General features: G+C 74.2%; 13 protein-coding genes. 7 read left to right on the plus strand and 6 right to left on the minus strand.

The features are described 5' to 3' along the window. Positions 1 to 137: 137 nt before the first annotated feature. The 5 genes from BJP40_RS15405 to pdhA form a co-directional block, all read right to left on the minus strand. Positions 138 to 1442 carry a nitrate/nitrite transporter gene (locus tag BJP40_RS15405; protein WP_071280847.1) on the minus strand — a complete coding sequence of 435 codons (1305 nt, stop codon included), beginning with the start codon at positions 1440 to 1442 and terminating at the stop codon, positions 138 to 140. Further along, positions 1439 to 2086, minus strand: coding sequence for a GntR family transcriptional regulator (locus BJP40_RS15410; protein ID WP_177204391.1), 648 nt, complete (start codon positions 2084 to 2086; stop codon positions 1439 to 1441). Before BJP40_RS15410 ends, BJP40_RS15405 begins: the two co-directional genes overlap by 4 nt. 82 nt (positions 2087 to 2168) lie before the next feature. Next, positions 2169 to 3575, minus strand: coding sequence for a dihydrolipoamide acetyltransferase family protein (locus tag BJP40_RS15415; RefSeq protein ID WP_071280882.1), 1407 nt, complete (start codon positions 3573 to 3575; stop codon positions 2169 to 2171). Positions 3576 to 3610: 35 nt separating this feature from the next. Then, a complete protein-coding gene (locus BJP40_RS15420; protein ID WP_071280849.1) occupies positions 3611 to 4591 on the minus strand; it encodes an alpha-ketoacid dehydrogenase subunit beta in 981 nt (326 codons plus the stop codon). Between the two features lie 2 nt (positions 4592 to 4593). After that, the gene (gene pdhA, locus BJP40_RS15425) at positions 4594 to 5787 is read right to left on the minus strand and encodes a pyruvate dehydrogenase (acetyl-transferring) E1 component subunit alpha (protein ID WP_071280850.1); all 1194 of its coding nucleotides are present in this window, start codon (positions 5785 to 5787) and stop codon (positions 4594 to 4596) included. 425 nt (positions 5788 to 6212) lie between these two features. On the opposite strand from pdhA, the gene BJP40_RS15430 reads away from it, so the two are divergent. Next, positions 6213 to 7304 (plus strand): phosphotransferase, encoded by a 1092-nt coding sequence (locus BJP40_RS15430; RefSeq protein ID WP_079171200.1) that lies wholly within the window; start codon positions 6213 to 6215, stop codon positions 7302 to 7304. Positions 7305 to 7534: 230 nt separating this feature from the next. Here the strand turns inward: BJP40_RS15430 and BJP40_RS15435 are convergent, their stop codons facing one another. Beyond that, positions 7535 to 9343 (minus strand): protein kinase, encoded by a 1809-nt coding sequence (locus BJP40_RS15435; RefSeq protein ID WP_079171201.1) that lies wholly within the window; start codon positions 9341 to 9343, stop codon positions 7535 to 7537. Between the two features lie 322 nt (positions 9344 to 9665). On the opposite strand from BJP40_RS15435, the gene BJP40_RS15440 reads away from it, so the two are divergent. From BJP40_RS15440 to BJP40_RS15465, 6 genes are all read left to right on the plus strand, one after another. After that, entirely contained in the window at positions 9666 to 11327 is a 1662-nt protein-coding gene (locus BJP40_RS15440) for a protein kinase (protein WP_071280852.1), read from the plus strand. A 102-nt stretch (positions 11328 to 11429) separates the two neighbouring features. Next, positions 11430 to 12257: a hypothetical protein gene (locus BJP40_RS15445; RefSeq protein WP_143065952.1), complete on the plus strand. Its 828-nt coding sequence runs from the start codon at positions 11430 to 11432 to the stop codon at positions 12255 to 12257. Positions 12258 to 12354: 97 nt separating this feature from the next. After that, complete coding sequence (locus BJP40_RS15450; RefSeq protein ID WP_071280854.1) at positions 12355 to 13029, plus strand: PadR family transcriptional regulator; 675 nt, start codon at positions 12355 to 12357, stop codon at positions 13027 to 13029. Between the two features lie 618 nt (positions 13030 to 13647). Then, positions 13648 to 14439, plus strand: a complete 792-nt coding sequence (locus tag BJP40_RS15455) for an ABC transporter ATP-binding protein (protein ID WP_079171202.1) — start codon at positions 13648 to 13650, stop codon at positions 14437 to 14439. Next, entirely contained in the window at positions 14436 to 17300 is a 2865-nt protein-coding gene (locus tag BJP40_RS15460; protein WP_071280855.1) for an FtsX-like permease family protein, read from the plus strand. Before BJP40_RS15455 ends, BJP40_RS15460 begins: the two co-directional genes overlap by 4 nt. A 196-nt stretch (positions 17301 to 17496) precedes the next feature. Next, entirely contained in the window at positions 17497 to 18039 is a 543-nt protein-coding gene (locus tag BJP40_RS15465; RefSeq protein ID WP_071280856.1) for a bacterial proteasome activator family protein, read from the plus strand. The last annotated feature ends 367 nt before the right edge of the window (positions 18040 to 18406 follow it).

Raw genomic sequence — 18406 nt, forward strand, 5'->3', positions numbered from 1 at the left:
CCGTCGGTCTGACGCCCCGGCACCCCGTGCCAGGGCCCGCGGGCGGACGCGGCCCGGCGGTGGCCCCGGACTGCTGACGGCGCGGCCCGTGCCGCCATCGCCCCGTGACATCCCGTCACACCTCCCGTGACTTCCCGTCACGCCGGGACGTGGACCGTCTCCACCCGGCTCTCGACCAGGCGTTCCCGCTCCCGCCGGGCCGTGCGGCCCCGCAGCCGCAGGATCTGGGCCAGGCCGACCGCCTGGAGGACGAACACCGACGAGAACGCGATCCGGTAGTTCCCGCCGGTGGTGTCCAGCAGCACGCCGACGGCCAGCAGGATCGCCATGGACGCCGTGAATCCGCCGATGTTGACGATGCCGGACGCGGTGCCCTGGCGCTCCGGCGGGTTCGCGGGGCGGGCGAAGTCGAAGCCGATCAGGGAGGCGGGCCCGCAGGCGCCGAGGACGACGCACAGCGTCACCAGGAGCCACAGGGGTGCGTGGTCACCGGGGTACGCGACCGCGGCGGCCCACAGGGCGGCGGTCGCCCCGATGGTGCCGAGCGCCAGGGGTGCGCGGGCGGCGTGGTGGCGGGCGATGATCTGGCCGAAGGCGAGCCCCACCACCATGTTCGACAGCACGACCACGGTGAGCAGCTCCCCGGCCCGGCCGCGGCTGAGCCCCTGCGCCTCCACCAGGAACGGCATGCCCCACAGCAGCAGGAACACCATGGCGGGGAACTGGGTGGTGAAGTGCACCCACAGGCCGAGCCGGGTGCCCGGTTCCCGCCAGGAGGCGGCGATCTGGCACCGCACGGACGGCGCGCCCCCTGCCGGCACCGGCGGCGGGGCGTGACCCTCGGGGTGGTCCCGCAGGAAGACCCGGGCGAGGACGAGGACGACGAGGCCCGCGCAGGCGCTGCCCGCGAAGGCCGCGGTCCAGCCGACGTCGTCGAGCAGCCGCGCCAGCACCAGGGTGGAGACGAGGTTCCCCAGCACTCCGAAGAGGGCCGCCACCTGGGCGATCATCGGTCCGCGCCGGGCCGGGAACCAGCGGCCGCCGAGCCGCAGCACGGAGATGAACGTCATCGCGTCGCCGCAGCCCAGCAGGACGCGGGCGGCGAGGGCCATGCCGTACGAGGGGGAGAGGGCGAAGCCGAGCTGGCCGATGGTGAAGAGGACGGCGCCCAGGGTCAGGACCCTGCGGGTGCCGAGCCGGTCCACCATGAGGCCGACGGGTATCTGCATGCCGGCGTAGACGAGCAGCTGCACGATGGAGAAGGCGGAGAGGGCCGACGCGTTGACCTGGAAGCGGTCGGCGGCGTCGAGGCCCGCGACTCCGAGGGACGTGCGGAAGACGACCGAGACGAAGTAGACGGAGACGCCGACGCCCCACACGAGGACGGCGCGGCGGCCTCCGGGGGGATCGGCGGGTGGCGCGGCGGGGCCGTCCTGGGTCACCGGTCCTCACCCCGGACCAGCACCCTGACCCGGCTGACGTGGCCGTGCACGCAGCGCGCGGCGGCCTCGGCGTCGCCGGCGCGCAGCGCCTCCAGGATCTGGGCGTGCTCCGCGATGTTCTTGGCGATGCGGTCGGGATGGGCCTCCATGACGGCGACGCCCATCCGCAGCTGGCGGTCGCGCAGCTGGTCGTACAGCCTGCACAGGATCTGGTTGCCGGCGTGCCGCACGATCTCGGCGTGGAAGCACCGGTCCGTCACGGCGACGGCCCGCAGGTCTCCTTCGCGCGCGTGCCGCCGCTGCTCCTCCAGCAGGCCCGCCAGCCGTTCGAGGAGCGGCAGGGGGGCGGGCACGCACCTGCGGACGGCGAACTCCTCCACCAGCAGGCGGGTCTCGACGACGTCGGCGATCTCCTGGGCGGAGACGGCGAGGACGAGGGCGCCCTTCTTGGGGTAGAGCTTCAGCAGCCCCTCCGTCTCCAGCTTCAGCAGGGCTTCCCGGACCGGCGTGCGGGACACGCCCACGGCCTGGGCGAGTGCGCCTTCGGTGAGGAGGGTGCCGCCTTCGTAGCGGCGGTCGAGGACGGCTTCCTTGACGTGGGCGTAGACGCGCTCTGCGGCGGGCGGTGACGGGGCGGCTGGCATGCGCACAGCATAGATACAAGACGGGTACAAGACAGTGCCCCGTCCGCATCGCGGACGGGGCACTCGCCGGTGGTGCGTCCCGCTACGCCCAGGTGATCAGGCGCTTGGGCTGCTCCAGGACCGCGGCCACGTCGGCCAGGACCTTGGAGCCGAGCTCGCCGTCGACCAGGCGGTGGTCGAAGGAGAGCGCCAGGGTGGTGACCTGGCGGGGCTTGACCTTGCCCTTGTGGACCCACGGCTGGAGCTTGATCGCGCCGACCGCGAGGATCGCGGACTCGCCGGGGTTCAGGATGGGCGTGCCGGTGTCGACGCCGAAGACGCCGACGTTGGTGATGGTCACCGTGCCGCCCTGCATGGCGGCCGGGGTGGTCTTGCCCTCGCGGGCGGTGGCCACCAGGTCGCCGAGCGCCTCGGCCAGCTCCGGGAGGGTCTTGGCGTGGGCGTCCTTGATGTTCGGGACGATCAGGCCACGCGGGGTGGCGGCGGCGATCCCCAGGTTCACGTAGTGCTTGCGCACGATCTCCTGGTTCGCCTCGTCCCACGCCGCGTTGACGTCCGGGTTGCGCCGGATCGCCACGAGCAGGGCCTTCGCGATCAGCAGCAGCGGGTTGACCCGCAGCCCCGCCATGTCCTTGTCGCCCTTCAGCTCCTCGACGAGCTTCATGGTGCGGGTGACGTCGACGGTGACGAACTCGGTGACGTGCGGCGCGGTGAACGCGGACCCCACCATCGCCTGCGCGGTCGCCTTGCGCACGCCCTTGATCGGGACCCGGGTCTCCCGGGCGCCCGCGTCGGCCGCCTCGGCCGGCTCGGCGGCGGCCGGTGCGGGGGCCTGCGCCGGCACGGCCGCGGGGGCGTGCGCGGGCGGGGCCTGCACGGGTGCGGCGGCGTTGCGGACGTCGTCGCGGGTGATGACGCCGTCGGGGCCGGTCGGGGTGACCGTGGCCAGGTCGACGCCGAGGTCCTTGGCCATCTTGCGCACCGGCGGCTTGGCCAGCGGACGCCCCTGCGGGACCGGAGCGGCGGGCGCCGGGGCGTGGCCGTTGAGCTCGCCCTGCACGGCGGCCACCGCGGCGGGCGCCGCCCCGGTGGGAGCGGCCTGCTTGCGCGGGCGGCGCTTGGTGGACGACGCGGCGACGCCGTAGCCGACCAGGACCGGCTGGCGGCCCTGCGGCTCGGGCTCCTCGGCGGGCTCCTCGGGCGCCGGTGCGGCCGGGGCGGGGGCCTCGGCGGCGGGGGCCTCGGGCGCGGCGGCGCCGGCGGCCCCGCCGGTCAGGTCGACGGAGATGATGACCTCGCCGACGTCGACGGTCGTGCCCTCGGGGAAGCGCAGCTCGTGCACCGTCCCGTCGAACGGGATGGGCAGCTCGACCGCCGCCTTCGCGGTCTCCACCTCGCACACGACCTGGCCGTCGGTGACGGTGTCGCCGGGCTGGACGTACCACTTGAGGATCTCGGCCTCGGTGAGTCCCTCACCGACGTCGGGCATCTTGAACTCGCGGATCACGGTGTTCTCGCCTTTCCTCAGAACGCCAGCGCGCGGTCGACGGCGTCGAGCACCCGGTCGAGACCCGGCAGGTACTCCTCCTCCAGCCGTGCCGGCGGGTACGGGGCGTGGTAGCCGCCCACCCGCAGCACGGGGGCCTCCAGGTGGTAGAAGCACCGCTCGGTGATGCGGGCGGCGATCTCCGCGCCCGACCCGAAGAACACCGGCGCCTCGTGCACCACCACGAGCCGGCCCGTCTTCTCCACCGACGCCTGGATCGCGTCGAAGTCGACGGGGGACACCGAGCGCAGGTCCAGGACCTCGACGGACCTGCCCTCCTCGGCGGCCACCTGGGCGGCCTCCAGGCACACCTTCACCATCGGCCCGTAGGCCGCCAGGGTGAGGTCGGTGCCCTCGCGGGCGGTACGGGCCTGGTGCAGCTCGCCCGGGATGGCCTCCGGGTCGACCTCGCCCTTGTCCCAGTAGCGCCGCTTCGGCTCGAAGAAGACCACCGGGTCGTCGGACTGGATGGCCTGCTGGAGCATCCAGTAGGCGTCGGAGGAGTTCGACGGGGAGACCACCTTGAGGCCCGCGACGTGCGCGAACAGCGCCTCCGGGGACTCGCTGTGGTGCTCCACCGCGCCGATGCCGCCGCCGTAGGGGATGCGGATGACGATCGGCAGCTTGACCGTGCCCAGGGAGCGGGCGTGCATCTTGGCGAGCTGCGTGACGATCTGGTCGTACGCCGGGAAGACGAACCCGTCGAACTGGATCTCCACGACCGGCCGGTAGCCGCGCAGGGCCAGGCCGATCGCGGTGCCGACGATGCCGGACTCGGCCAGCGGGGTGTCGATGACCCGCTCCTCGCCGAAGTCCTTCTGCAGGCCGTCGGTGACGCGGAAGACACCGCCGAGCTTGCCGACGTCCTCGCCCATGATCAGGACCTTGGGGTCCGTCTCCAGGGCCTTGCGCAGCGACTCGTTGAGCGCCTTCGCCAGGGGAAGCTTCTGCACCGCCATGATCACTTGACCTCGCCATCCGCGAACGACGCCTGGTACGCGGCGAACTGCGCGCGCTCCTCGTCGACGAGCGCGTGCCCGTCGGCGTACACATGCTCGAACATCGCCATGTGATCGGGGTCCGGCATCGCGCGTACCGCCTCGCGCACGCGCTTGCCGAGCGTCTCGCTCTCCGCCTCGACCTCGTCGAACCAGGCCGCGTCCGCGTGGCCCTGCGCCTCCAGGTAGCGGCGCAGCCGCAGGATCGGGTCCTTGGCCTCCCAGGCCGCCCGCTCGTCGTCCGTGCGGTAGCGGGTCGGGTCGTCGGACGTGGTGTGGGCGCCCATCCGGTAGGTGAAGGCCTCGACCAGGGTCGGGCCCTCGCCGTTGCGGGCCCGCTCCAGGGCCCAGCGGGTCACGGCCAGGCAGGCCAGCACGTCGTTGCCGTCCACGCGCACGCCGGGGAAGCCGTAGCCCTGGGCGCGCTGGTAGAGCGGGACGCGGGTCTGCTTCTCCGTGGGCTCGCTGATCGCCCACTGGTTGTTCTGGCAGAAGAACACCACGGGCGCGTTGTACACCGCGGAGAACGTGAACGACTCCGCCACGTCTCCCTGGCTGGAGGCGCCGTCGCCGAAGTACGCGATCACCGCGGAGTCCGCACCGTCCTTGGCCACGCCCATCGCGTAGCCGGTCGCGTGCAGCGTCTGCGAACCGATGACGATCGTGTACAGGTGGAAATTGTTGCTGTTCGGGTCCCAGCCGCCGTTGTTCACGCCGCGGAACATGCCGAGCAGGTTCGTCGGGTCGACGCCGCGGCACCAGGCCACGCCGTGCTCGCGGTACGTCGGGAAGACGTAGTCGTCGTCGCGCAGCGCCCGGCCGGAGCCGATCTGTGCGGCCTCCTGGCCCAGCAGCGAGGCCCACAGGCCCAGCTCGCCCTGGCGCTGCAGCGCGGTGGCCTCACCGTCGAAACGGCGGGTCATCACCATGTCGCGGTACAGACCGCGCAGCTCCTCCGGGCTGAGGTCGACGTCGTAGTCCGGGTGCTGGACGCGCTCGCCTTCCGGCGTCAGCAGCTGGACGAGGGGGGGCTCGGAGTTCTGGCCCTGCGGCTTCTTCGCGTGCGCGCGCGAGGCGCTCCGCTTGGCGCCGGTGCTGCCGGTACTGGCCCCGCTGCTGCGGCGCGGCTTGCGCGCGGCAGTGCCTTCCACGGTCACGTGCGTGCTCCTCCGTCTGTCCGGTCCCCGGGGTCCGCCGGGCGACTGGGGTCCCCCTGGCTGCGGTGAGCTGGGGGGAGCGGCTCTCCGCCTGACTCCGTACGCGTGCACGGGGTGGGTGCCCTCGGCCGGTGGCAGGCGTGACAGGTGTCCCGGCGAGCACCCTGTCATAGGCACGTTACCCAGTGGGTCGCATTCCTGCGAAACCCCACTTGACCTGCGATTTTGCTTGGATTTCCAAGTAAATCGGGAAAGCGGGGAACAATCACTGGTCAGAGCCCTGCAGGCCGCCGGAACAGCGGCACGGTATCCCGTGGACCCCGGCCACGGGAAGAGTTCGTCTGCCGGACCGTACCGCCGGCGGGTGCTGTCCGCCTGATGAACGGCGCAGCGGAGTGATCTCATCGTGATCTAACATCTGTCGGGTGCCGCGCTCATCTGTCGCATCTGCGCCTCTCGCTCCTCTCCTCGCCTTACCCCCCGCCGCCCGGCGCCCCGCCCCGCTCGGCGCCGCTGCGCCCGTCCCTCCTGTGAACGCGCTGGTGCGCCGGTACGTGCCCCGCGCCGAGGCGGTGTCCTGCGAGCCGCTCACCCAGGGGCTGCTGAACCGCGGCTACCGCCTCACCACCACCCGCGGCACCTTCTTCCTCAAACAGCACGTCGACGCCCCCACCTCGGACCGGGCGACGATCACCCGCCAGCACCGCGCCACCGAGCGGCTGCACGCCCTCGGCGTCCCCGTCGCCCCGCCGCTCCCGGCCGTCGACGGCCGCACGGTCGCGGTGGTCGGCGGCCACTGCTACGCCCTCCACCCGTGGGTGGAGGGCCGCCACAGGGACGGCGCCCAGCTCACCAGGGGCGGGTCCCGCCGCCTGGGCGCCCTGCTCGGCCTCGTCCACACCTGCCTGGAGCGGGTCATGGGGGGCGCGCCCGCGGAGCCGCACGGCAGCGCCGACCCCGAGGACACCCACCGGGCGATCGAGGAGCTGCTGGCCCTGGTCAGGGCCCGGCACCAGCGGGACCCCTTCGACGAGCTGGCCGAGCAGCGGCTGCTGGAGCGGCGGCGGCTGCTGGCCGAGCACGCCCACCGGCGGCCCGGCCCGGCCGCGCCCGGGTCGGGCGGCTGGGTGCACGGCGACTTCCACCCGCTGAACCTGCTGTACCGGGGGGCCGAGCCGGCCGCGATCGTCGACTGGGACCGGCTCGGGGTGCAGCCCCGCGCCGAGGAGGCGGTGCGGGCCGCGCTGATCTTCTACGTGCAGCCGACCGGACGCCTCGACCTGCCGAAGGTGCGGGCCTACGCCCGCGCGTACCGCCGGTCCGCCGGGGCCGGCGCGGCGGAGCTCGCCGCGGCCGTCCACAGGGTGTGGTGGGAGCGGCTCAACGACTTCTGGATACTGCGCTGGCGCTACGAACTGCGCGACAGCAGGGCCGACCCGCAGTTCCCCGCGGCGTCGGCCCTGACGGTGTGGTGGACCCGGGAGTACGAAGCGGTACGGGACGCCTTCGCCGGGTGAACCCGCGGACCGCCGCGGTCCCGCGGCCCCCGGGCCCATGAAGCCGTGCGGCCCCGCACCCGCGCTCGCACCTCTGGGCCCCTGGGCTCCTGTGGTCCGACCCCCGTACCCGCGTCAAGCGCGTGCGCCTGCGCGCACCCGTAGCGCCGGGGGCCCCGCGGAGCCCGTGCCCCTTCACGTCGCTGCCGCACCGGCGGCCTCGGGCCTTGGGCCCCGGCCCTGACGGAACGTCAGCCCCCGGTGGTCGTCCCCGTGCTGGTGCTGCCGCCGCCCGCGGCCGTCCCGCCCTGCTGGCCGCCACCGGAGGTCGTGGAAGCCCCGCCGTCGGTGGTGCCCCCGCCGTCGGTCGAACCGGTCGTGCCGCCGTCGCCGCTGCCCTCGTTGGTGCCGCCCTCGCTGTTACTGCCGTCGGTGGTGCCCTCGGTGGTGCCCCCGTCGTCGGTCCCCCCGTCGGTGGTGCCGTCCGTCGTGCCGCCGTCGTCGGTCCCGCCGTCGGCCGTGCCGGTGTCGCCCGAGGCGCTCGTCGACGGGCTGGGCTGCCGGCTGTACGTCGGGTACTTCGGGCGCTGCGGCTGCGGCTCCCAGCCGGTGCCGCCGCCCGTGGAGGTGTCCGTGTCCTGCTCGCCCTCCTCGCTCTGCGAGGGCGACGGGGTGGGGCTGGGCTCGGTCGAGGACGAGGACGACGACGGACTCACGACCGGCTTCGAGGGCGTCTCGGCCGACGTCTCGGCCACCTTCAGCGCGTACACGACACCCGCCATGATCGCGACCAGTGCGAACCCGACGAACAGCAGCACCTTGCCGCGGCCGCCGCGGCTGCGCCCGTCGTAGTCGTATCCGACGGCGTACGCCCCGTCGTCCGGGTTGGCGGGCGGCAGGATCGGGCCCTGCGAGGTGTCCGCGTACTGCGGGTGGCCGCCCGGGCCGTGGTGCGGGGCGAGGCCGCCGCCCGGCCCCATGCCGTGCTGCGGGCCCATGCCGGGGACGACGGGGGCGCCCATGACGGACGTCGCGGCCATGCCGCCGTCCGGGGTGTGCCCGCCGTCATAGGTCCCCACCGGGCCGGTGTTCCACACGCCGGTGTGGCCGCCCTGCTCCTGGAGCATGCGCAGCCCGTACTGGATCAGGCCCCGCATCTCCTCGGCGCTCTGGAAGCGGTCGTCCGGGTCCTTGGCGAGCGCCCGCATCGCGAGCCCGTCGAGCTCCGGCGGCGCCCCCGCCGACACCTCCGAGGGCGGCACCGGCGTGTCCTGCACGTGCTGGTACACCACGGACAGCGGCGTCTCGCCGACGAACGGCGGCCGCTGCGCCAGCAGTTCGTACAGCAGGCACCCCGTCGCGTAGAGGTCGGAGCGGTGGTCGACGGCCTTGCCGAGCGCCTGCTCCGGGGAGAGGTACTGCGGCGTGCCCATGACCATGCCGGTCTGTGTCATCGTCGTCGACGCCCCGTGCAGGGCGCGGGCGATGCCGAAGTCCATCACCTTGACGGCGCCGCTGTTCGTGATGATCACGTTCGCGGGCTTGATGTCGCGGTGCACGATGCCGTGCTGGTGGGAGTAGGCGAGCGCCTCCAGCACGCCGGACACGATGATGAGCGCCTGCTCGGGCGGCGGCGCCTCGGCGCTCATCAGCAGGTCACGGATGGTGCGGCCCTCGACCAGCTCCATGACGATGTAGGGCACGGACCGGTCGCCCACGACGTCCTCGCCGGAGTCGTACACGGCGACGATCGCATGGTGGTTGAGGCCCGCGACGGACTGCGCCTCGCGGGTGAAGCGGGCCTTGGACACGGGGTCCTCGGCGAGGTCGGGGCGCAGCAGCTTCACGGCGACGGTGCGGCCGAGCCGCACGTCCTCGGCGGCGAACACCTCCGCCATGCCGCCACGGCCCAGACGGTGGGTCAGCCGGTAGCGGCCGTCCCCGACGAGGCCGCCGACGCCGAACTCGGCACCTTCGCCGCCTGCCGCGTGGCCGGCCGGGCGCGCCGACGCTCCGTCATCCGACACTCCGCCGCCACCTGCTTCGGATCCGGGTGCCATGGTCCTCGCCGTCATTTCCGTCCGCTGTCCGCGCGCTGTGCCCGCGGGCGGTGTGCCGCCGTCTCTCAAGGGGTACTTCGCCCCGTCACGCTACAGCCTCCGCGCGTCGCCCCGGTCCCGGACGGACCGGCCGTTCCAGCGGCGAGCCGTACACCTGTGCAAATCGAGTGCCGTGTGATTCCGGCCGCATAACGCTTCCGAGAAGCTTCTTGCGCGTACGGTCACGGAACGGGCGGGCGGCTTGACGTGTCGGTGGCCTGGGGCAGACTTGGCCGCGTACATGAGGATCACCGCGGCCATGCGCGCGTAGGGGGAAGCACAGATGAGCCAGGACGGCGCCCGGGGCCGCTACGCGGGCGGTTCGGTCGCGAACGGCCGGTACCAGCTGCGGGACCTGCTGGGCGAGGGCGGCATGGCGTCGGTGTACCTCGCGTACGACAGCGCGCTCGACCGCCAGGTCGCCATCAAGACGCTGCACACCGAGCTGGGCCGCGAGCAGTCCTTCCGCGAACGCTTCCGGCGCGAGGCGCAGGCCGTGGCGAAGCTCCAGCACACGAACATCGTGTCGGTCTTCGACACCGGCGAGGACACCGTGGCCTTCGCCGATCCGGCGCAGGGCGACGGCGGCGTCATGCCGTACATCGTCATGGAGTACGTGGAGGGCCGGCCCCTCGGCTCCGTGCTCGCGGCGGACGTCCAGGCGCAGGGCGCGATGCCGGCCGACAGGGCCCTGAAGGTGACGGCCGACGTGCTGGCCGCGCTGGAGACCAGCCACGAGATGGGCCTGGTGCACCGCGACATCAAGCCGGGCAACGTGATGGTCACCAAGCGCGGCGTCGTCAAGGTCATGGACTTCGGCATCGCCCGGGCCATGCAGTCGGGCGTCACGTCGATGACGCAGACCGGCATGGTCGTCGGCACGCCGCAGTACCTCTCCCCCGAGCAGGCGCTGGGCCGCGGTGTGGACGCCCGCTCGGACCTGTACTCGGTCGGCATCATGCTGTTCCAGCTGCTGACCGGGCGCCTCCCCTTCGACGCGGACTCTCCGCTGGCCATCGCCTACGCCCACGTGCAGGAGGAGCCGCCGGTCCCGTCGACCATCAACCGGGCGGTGACCCCCGCCATGGACGCGCTCGTCGCGCGGGCCCTGAAGAAGAACCCGAACGAGCGCTTCCCCGACGCGGCCGCCATGCGCGACGAGTGCCTGCGGGTGCTGTCGGCGGGGCAGACCGGCGCGCCGGTCATCGTGCAGGGCGCCCCCACGAACAGCGGGGCCGGCGTGGGCTCCGCGGTGTTCCCCCCGGTCGACTACTCCGGCACCCCCGCGCCGGGCCCGCACGGGTCCGTCCAGACGCCGTACCAGCCGCCGCAGCACGTCACCCCGGCCCCCGGCTCGTACGGACCGCCCACCCCGGCGCCGACGCCCGCCCCGGCGGCGTACGGCTACCCGCACCAGCAGGCCCCCGGCCCGTACCCCACCCCGGCCCCGACCCCGCCCCCGACCGCCTACACCGGCGGCGGCAGCAGCGGCTCGGGCGGCCGGCGGAACCTGCCGGTCGTCGTGGGCGCCATCGTGGTCGCCCTGATCGCCGTCGGCGGCGTGATCACGGTCCTCAACCTCAAGGACGACGACACCGGGAGCACCGGTGCCGCGGGTGCGACCCCGTCAGCGGATGCCGGAGAGCGCGAGTACACGGGCCCTGACCTCGGCAAGACGATCGACTCCAAGGAGTGCACGGACCCCAAGGAGGCGAGCGGCGACCCGTCCAAGATCGAGCTGCCCGACTTCCGGTACAAGCACATCACCTCGGTGAAGCAGTGCATCCAGGCGGCCGGCTGGAAGATCACCCGGCAGATCCCCCAGGACGAGGCCGTGTACGGCGAGGGCGCCGTCATGGACCAGTACCCGAAGCAGCGCGAAGAGGTCGACCCGTCGGACGTCGAGTTCACCCTCACCGTGTCCACCGGCTACGGCGCCCAGTAACCCCGGACGGCGCGACCGCGGGAACGGCGAGATGCCGGAGTGCGAGTGCTGTGTGACGCTGAGCCCAACGACACGGCACCTCGTCACGGGAGGGGGTCCCTCGTGACTCCACCGCTCATCCCCCCTCCGGACGAGGTACGCGCGCGTGGCGCCGTGCCGAGCCGGGCCGCGGCCCCGTGCGGCGACGGTGCGGACGGTCCACGCGCGGGTGGCGCCCGGCCCGCCCGCAGGCGCCGGGCCACCGGGGCGGCCGCGGGGCTGGCCGCCGTCCTGTTCGGCGGTGGGCTGGCCGGAGTGCCGGCGGCCTCCGCGGCGCCCTCCGCGTCCACGGAGGCGTACACCGACCGGAACAGGTCGACGACGGCGCCCGGCACCCCGATCGCGACCGGCCCGAGCCCCGGCCCCAGCGGAGGACCACCGGAGCCCGAGGCGTCCCCCACGGAGAGCGCCTCGCCGGGGGCCTCCGCGTCCGAGGACCCGCCGGAGGCGTCGCCGCCCGCCTCCACGGCACCGGCCCGGCCCGGCCCCTCCCTGCTGCCGTCGATGGCGGGGCGCCCGGAGGGTGTGGGGCGGCCCCGCCCGGGGCGGTTCCCGTTCCCGTTCTCCCCCCTGCCGAGCCCGTCCGCGTCCGACTCCGCCACCGCATCCACCTCTGCCTCGCCGGCGGCCTCGCCCTCCCCGCGCGACAGGACGGCGACAGCGACCGCCGCGCACTCGCGGCGGGGACCGGCGTGGGAGGCCGTCCCGAAGGCGGGGTCCCCCGGGGTCGTCCTCCCCTGGTCGACCACTTCCCCGGAGCCCCGCCACCAGGGATCACTGGCCACCGGGACCACCGTCGACCGGCGGGTCCCCGTCCTGACCCTGGGGCTCGGCCTCGCCTTCATGGGTGCCGGCATCGGGTTCCTCGGACTGCGCCTGCGCCGCGGCTGAGCACCTCCACCGACCTGCGGGTCATCCTTGAGGGGGAGGCACGCGGTCCCTCTGCAGTCGGTTGCCGACGACGGCATACCCGGTATACATACTGAGTATGTCGATCCGCCACGGGCTCCTGGCCCTCCTCGAACGCGGCCCGCGCTACGGCTCCCGACTCCGTACGGAGTTCGAGGCCCGCACAGGCTCCACCTGGCCGCTCAACGTCGGCCAGGTCTACACGACGCTCAACCGACTGGAGCGCGACGGCCTGGTCACCCAGGAGGGCGAGGACGCGGCGGGGCACGCCCTGTACGTCATCACCGACTCCGGGCGCGAGGAACTGCGCACCTGGTACGAGCGGCCCGTCGACCGGACCAGCCCCGCGCGCGACGAACTCGCCATCAAGCTGGCGATGGCGGTCGGTGCCCCCGGCGTCGACATCCGCGCGGTCATCCAGGCCCAGCGGCACCACACCGTGAAGGCCATGCAGGACTACACCCGCCTCAAGGCCCGCGCGCTCGGTGCCCTGGAGGGCGCGGGCGCCGCCGTCTCCTCCCGGGACCGCGACGACGTCGCCTGGCTGCTGGTGCTGGAGCAGCTGATCTTCCAGACCGAGGCCGAGGCGCGTTGGCTCGACCATTGCGAGGCCCGCCTCGTCCGGCTCGCGGCCGCGGTCTCCGCCACGGGGGAGGAGCCCACCCCGGCCCCGGCGCCCGACGCGGGCCCGGACGCTGCGGGGCAGGCACGGGCCGCCTCCCGGCAGGCGCCGGCCGCTTCGGGGCGGGCGTAGGGCGCGTCCCCGCACGTGGCGGCGGGTGCAGGGGCCGGCCCCCGAGGACGGGGACGATCCGTCGTCGACCGTCCGAGTACCGGACCCGGCCGCGGCGCACGGCGGGCGGTGCCGGCGGCTGCCGGGCGGCTCCGATACCGCCCCGCCGGGCGCCCGCGCCCCGGCGCACGGGTCGGCGGGCCGTACCCGGCCGGGCCAACGGGCCGGGTCAGGCCGGCGGAGGCTGCCCTTCCTTCCGGTCGTCCCGGTCCGGACCGGGACGACCGGAAGGCGACGGCGACCGTCTACGGGACGGCACCCGCGGCCGACCACGGAAGGCACCACCCCGCTCGGGCCGCGCCGGACCGTGCCGGGATCGGGCCGGCCGAGTGGTCCGGGCTCGCACCGGCGGTCCCTCGCCGGGGGTGGGCGGCAGTGCCTCCGCCCGGGGACGACCCTGCCTCACGGGGCGGCGTTCCCTCCGTCCCTCACCCCACCGGCCCGCACCGACCCACCCACCACACCCATCCCTACCACCGGCCCGCCACCCCGCCCGTGGGCCCGACCACGCACACCGACACCGCTCCGTACCCGGCGCCGTCCGCGTACGCCAAGGGGGATCCTTCCTTGTCACCATCCATGCCACTCACGTCACAGCCGCCTCACCGGCCCGTCCTGCGGCTGAGCAAGCTGACCCGCGTCCACGGCAGCGGCGCCACGGAGGTCCACGCTCTGCGCGGGATCGACCTCGACGTCTTCCCCGGCGAACTGGTCGCCGTCATGGGCCCCTCCGGCTCCGGGAAGTCCACGCTGCTCACCCTCGCGGGCGGGCTGGACACCCCCACCTCCGGGGAAGTCATCGTCGAGGGCACCGACATCAGCTCCGCCGACCGGAGCACGATCGCCGCGATGCGCCGCGGGAGCATCGGCTACGTCTTCCAGGACTACAACCTCATACCGGCGCTCACCGCCGCGGAGAACGTCGCCCTCCCCCGCGAACTGGACGGGACCCCCGCCCGCCGGGCCCGCACCGAGGCGCTCGCCGCCCTGGAGGAGATGAACCTCGGCCACCTCGCCGACCGCTTCCCCGACGAGATGTCCGGCGGCCAGCAGCAGCGGGTCGCCATCGCCCGCGCCCTCGTCGGCGATCGGCGGCTCGTCCTCGCCGACGAACCGACCGGCGCCCTCGACTCCGAGACCGGTGAGTCCGTTCTCGCGCTGCTGCGCACCCGGTGCGACGCCGGCGCCGCCGCGGTCCTCGTCACGCACGAGCCGCGGTTCGCCGCCTGGGCGGACCGCGTGGTGTTCCTGCGGGACGGCTCGGTCGTCGACCAGACCGTACGCAGCGACGCCGAGTCCCTGCTCGCGGCCCCCACCGGCCCCCAGGGCGGCCCCCTGGGGGCGGCCGGTCAGGCGGGCGGCCCGCAGTGACGAACTGGTTCCACTCCTGGCGTGCCGCAGTGCGGATCGCCCGCCGCGACGCCTGGCGCTTCAAGGGGCGCAGCTTCCTCGTCCTGGCCATGATCGCGCTGCCGATCCTGGGCGTCAGCGCCGCCGACCTGACACTGCGCAGCGCGGAGCTTTCCCCGCAGGAGAAGGCCACCCGTCTCCTCGGCGCCGCCGACGCCCGCCTGATCGACGCCGAGACCGGCGGTGCGGCCGTCTTCCAGAGCCCTGACGGCAGGGTGTCCACCCCGGCGAAGGAACCGGCGGTCGGACAGCCGTACCCGGACGGGTCGACGGACGTCGCCAAGGCGTTCCCGGCGGGGTCTCGGGTGCTGGCCGACGCCAACGGCTTCGCCAAGCTGAGCACCGCCCACGGCCTGCTCGGCACCGACGTCCGCGAGATCAAGGCGTCCGACCCGCTCGTCCGCGGCATGATGCCGCTGCTGGAGGGGCGCTTCCCCGAGCGGGACGACGAGGTCGCGGTCACGGGCGGCTTCCTGCGGGACAGCGGCCTGGCGGTGGGCTCGCGGCTCACCGCCCGCGGACTCGACCGCTCGTACGAGATCGTCGGGGTGTACGAGCTCCCCGACGAACTCGACGCCTTGCAGGTCACCGTCCTTCCCGGCGCGCTGCTGGGTCCGCTCGGCAAGGCCCTCGAAGCCGACGGCCGCTCCGCGGCAGGGCCCTCCGTCAGCTACCTGCTCGCCCTCGGCGACGGGGCACACGGCGAGGGTTTCACGTGGAACATGGTCCAGGAGGCGAACGCCAAGGGCGTGAGGGTCGTGTCCCGCACGGTCCTGATCGACCCGCCCGACCGCGCCGAGGTTCCGCTGTTCCAGCAGGAGGACTCGGGCTGGTACGACGACTCTCCCGGCGCGGAGCGGCTCGCCCTCATGGCCGCCGCGACCGTCGCGGGTCTCGCCATGCTGGAGATCTGCCTGCTGGCCGGCCCCGCGTTCGCCGTCGGTGCGCGCCGCTCCCGCCGCCAGCTCGGCCTGGTGGGCGCCAACGGCGGCGACCGCCGCCACATCCGCTCCATCGCCCTGGCCGGCGGTCTGGTCGTCGGCGTCGCCGCGGCCGTCGTCGGCACCGTCCTGGGCGTGGTCCTCACCTTCGCCCTCCAGCCGTGGCTGGAGGAGACCATCGGACAACGCTTCGGGGTCTTCGACATCCGGCCGCTGGAACTGCTCGGCATCGCCCTGCTCGCCGTGCTCACCGGCCTGCTGGCCGCCATCGTGCCGGCGGTCACCGCGTCCCGCGAGACCGTGCTGGCCTCGCTCACGGGACGCCGCGGAGTCCGTAGGAGCAGCCGCGTGCTGCCCGTCGTCGGACTGGTCGCCACCCTGCTCGGCGCTACCGTCGCACTGTACGGGTCGGTGTTCAGCGACCAGTTCGCCGTCGTGGTCGGCGGCAGCGCCCTGGCGGAGCTGGGCGTCGTCGCCATGACGCCCATGCTGGTCGGGCTGTTCGGCCGCATCGGCCGCTGGCTGCCGCTGTCGCCCCGGCTGGCCCTGCGCGACGCCGTCCGCAACCGGGGGCGCACGGCTCCCGCGGTGGCCGCGGTCCTGGCGGCCGTCGCCGGCACCGTCGCCGTGGCCACGTACGCGAGCAGCAGCGACGCGCAGGACCGTGCCGAGTACCAGGCGCGGCTGCCGCACGGCGCGGTCGCCGCGCTGGTGACGGTGGACGGCGGCCGGGACGTCCCGGCGATCCGCGACGCCGTGCAGAAGAACCTGCCGGTCGACGTCCGGGCCGACGTGTCCCGTGTGACCGTCGGCAAGCCGACCTGCAACCCGTGGGGCGGCGAGCCGGGCTGCGGCAGGCTGGAGGTGGTCATCCCCGAGGCCAACGAGTGCCCGCTGTGGAACAGCCCGGACCCCGAGGCGGCGTTCTCGCCGGAGGAGCGCCGCGGCTTCGCCCAGGACTGGCGCTGCGCCTCCCGCGGCTACGGCTTCGTCCCCACGGAGAACGGCTTCCTGATCGGCGACGAGAAGCTGCTGGCGGTGCTCGGCGTCGACGACCCGGCCGCCGCCCGGGCCCTGGCCGCCGGTGAGGTCGTCTCCTTCTGGAAGGCGCAGATCGGTGGGGACGGCACGATCGCGCTGCGGATCGTCACCGACACCGAGAAGGCCGACCGCGCCGCCGAGCAGGGCAAGGAGCCCGAGGGCGCGGTGCGGTCCCTCCAGGCCTACCAGCTCGCGGACGACGTCGAGTCCTACGGCGTCAACGCGGTCATGAGCCCCGCCACCGCCAAGGCGGCCGGTCTGGCCACGGTGCCCCTCGGCTCGTACTACTCGACACACCAGCCGCCGAGCTCCGAGCAGAAGCAGAAGCTCGACGCCGCCGTGGCCCACTCCGGCATCGACGCCGACCTGCACGTCGAATCGGGCTATGTCAGCGAGTACGGCATCGTGCTGCTGGCGCTGACCGTCTTCGCCGGTCTGATCACCCTCGGCGCGGCCGGTATCGCCACGGGCCTCGCCCAGGCCGACGCGGAGGCCGACCTGCGGACGCTGGCCGCCGTGGGGGCACCGAACCGCGTGCGCCGCACCCTCAGCGGGTTCCAGTGCGGGGTGGTGGCCGCGATGGGCGTGCTGCTCGGATCGGCCGCCGGGGTGCTGCCCGCGATCGGGCTGCGGCTCACCGAGCGGCGCCAGGCGCTGGACTGGTACGAGGAGCAGCTCGCCGCCGGCGGTGTGGGCCTCGGCACCGTACCCAGCGTGCCCATTGTCGTCCCCTGGCCCACTCTGGGCGCGCTGCTCGTCGCCGTTCCGCTCGGCGCGGCGGTGCTGGCCGCCCTGCTCACCCGGTCGCGTGGCGCCGTGGCCCGCCGCGCGGAGGCCTGAGCGGTCCGGGCCGGTGAGCGGCACGCAGCTCTGACGTGACCGGGCGCGTGCCGCGAGGCGGGCGACCGCGGGGCCTGCCCCGGCGGCCGGAGCCGGCAGGCGGGCACGTGACCGCGGTGTGCCCCTGCGCGAGGGTGGATCACCCCCGTGCGGGGGCACACCGTGGGGTGACGCATCTGTACGAGAGAATGGCGGCATGGAGATGCCGAGGAATGAACGGTCGCAGGACAGCCCGCACGTCCTCATCGTCGGACAGGACGGTATGGCGCTCGCCGGTGGGCATGACGACGAGGTGCGCGAGGTCCCGGTCACGGACATGGTCGAGCAGCCTGCGAAGGTCATGCGGATCGGCAGCATGATCAAGCAACTGCTGGAGGAGGTGCGGGCGGCACCTCTCGACGAGGCCAGCCGCGTCCGGCTCAAGGAGATCCACCACAGCTCGGTGAAGGAGCTGGAGGAGGGCCTGGCGCCGGAGCTCGTCGAGGAACTGGAGCGGCTCTCCCTGCCGTTCACGGACGACGGCGTGCCGTCGGACGCGGAACTGCGCATCGCGCAGGCTCAGTTGGTCGGCTGGCTTGAGGGCCTCTTCCACGGTATCCAGACCGCGCTGTTCGCCCAGCAGATGGCGGCTCGCGCCCAGCTGGAGCAGATGCGCCGGGCGCTCCCGGCGGGTGCGGGCGGCAGCGACGACGACCAGCAGGGGCCCAACGCCACCCGTACGGGCGGCCCGTACCTGTGACGTGAGGCCGCGGGGAGCGCGGGTGGAGGCGGCCGGCCGCAGGGGTGACGTGTGTTCAGGCGCATGAGCGGTACGGCACACGGTCTTGATCCCGTACCGGCTTCCCGGCCGCCCGGCGAGGGACGGCCGGCCGGGCGGCACGCCCTGCGGGCCCGACACCGGCGAAGGCTCCGCGCGAAGGCCCGCCCGGCTCGGGCGCTGGACCCGCACGGTGGGCCGGCCCCGCGTGGGTGCTGAAACCGTCCGCGCATGACCCCAGGTGGCCGCTCGGCGCACGCGCGGGCGCCGGTGCGCGCTGCCGGCGTGCGGAGGCCGGACGCCGGCGATGGCCCGGCGCGTGCTGCGCTCAGGCGCGTGCGGCGGGCTG

The sequence above is a fragment of the Streptomyces sp. CC53 genome (assembly GCF_001865245.1).
Lineage (GTDB): Bacteria > Actinomycetota > Actinomycetes > Streptomycetales > Streptomycetaceae > Streptomyces.

Coding starts and splice junctions, on each gene's coding strand:
- BJP40_RS15410 (WP_177204391.1), bottom strand. CDS start 2,086: ATGCCAGCCGCCCCGTCACCGCCCGCCGCAGAGCGCGTCTACGCCCAC.
- BJP40_RS15415 (WP_071280882.1), bottom strand. CDS start 3,575: ATGCCCGACGTCGGTGAGGGACTCACCGAGGCCGAGATCCTCAAGTGG.
- BJP40_RS15420 (WP_071280849.1), bottom strand. CDS start 4,591: ATGGCGGTGCAGAAGCTTCCCCTGGCGAAGGCGCTCAACGAGTCGCTG.
- BJP40_RS15435 (WP_079171201.1), bottom strand. CDS start 9,343: ATGGCACCCGGATCCGAAGCAGGTGGCGGCGGAGTGTCGGATGACGGA.
- BJP40_RS15440 (WP_071280852.1), top strand. CDS start 9,666: ATGAGCCAGGACGGCGCCCGGGGCCGCTACGCGGGCGGTTCGGTCGCG.
- BJP40_RS15450 (WP_071280854.1), top strand. CDS start 12,355: ATGTCGATCCGCCACGGGCTCCTGGCCCTCCTCGAACGCGGCCCGCGC.
- BJP40_RS15455 (WP_079171202.1), top strand. CDS start 13,648: ATGCCACTCACGTCACAGCCGCCTCACCGGCCCGTCCTGCGGCTGAGC.
- BJP40_RS15465 (WP_071280856.1), top strand. CDS start 17,497: ATGGAGATGCCGAGGAATGAACGGTCGCAGGACAGCCCGCACGTCCTC.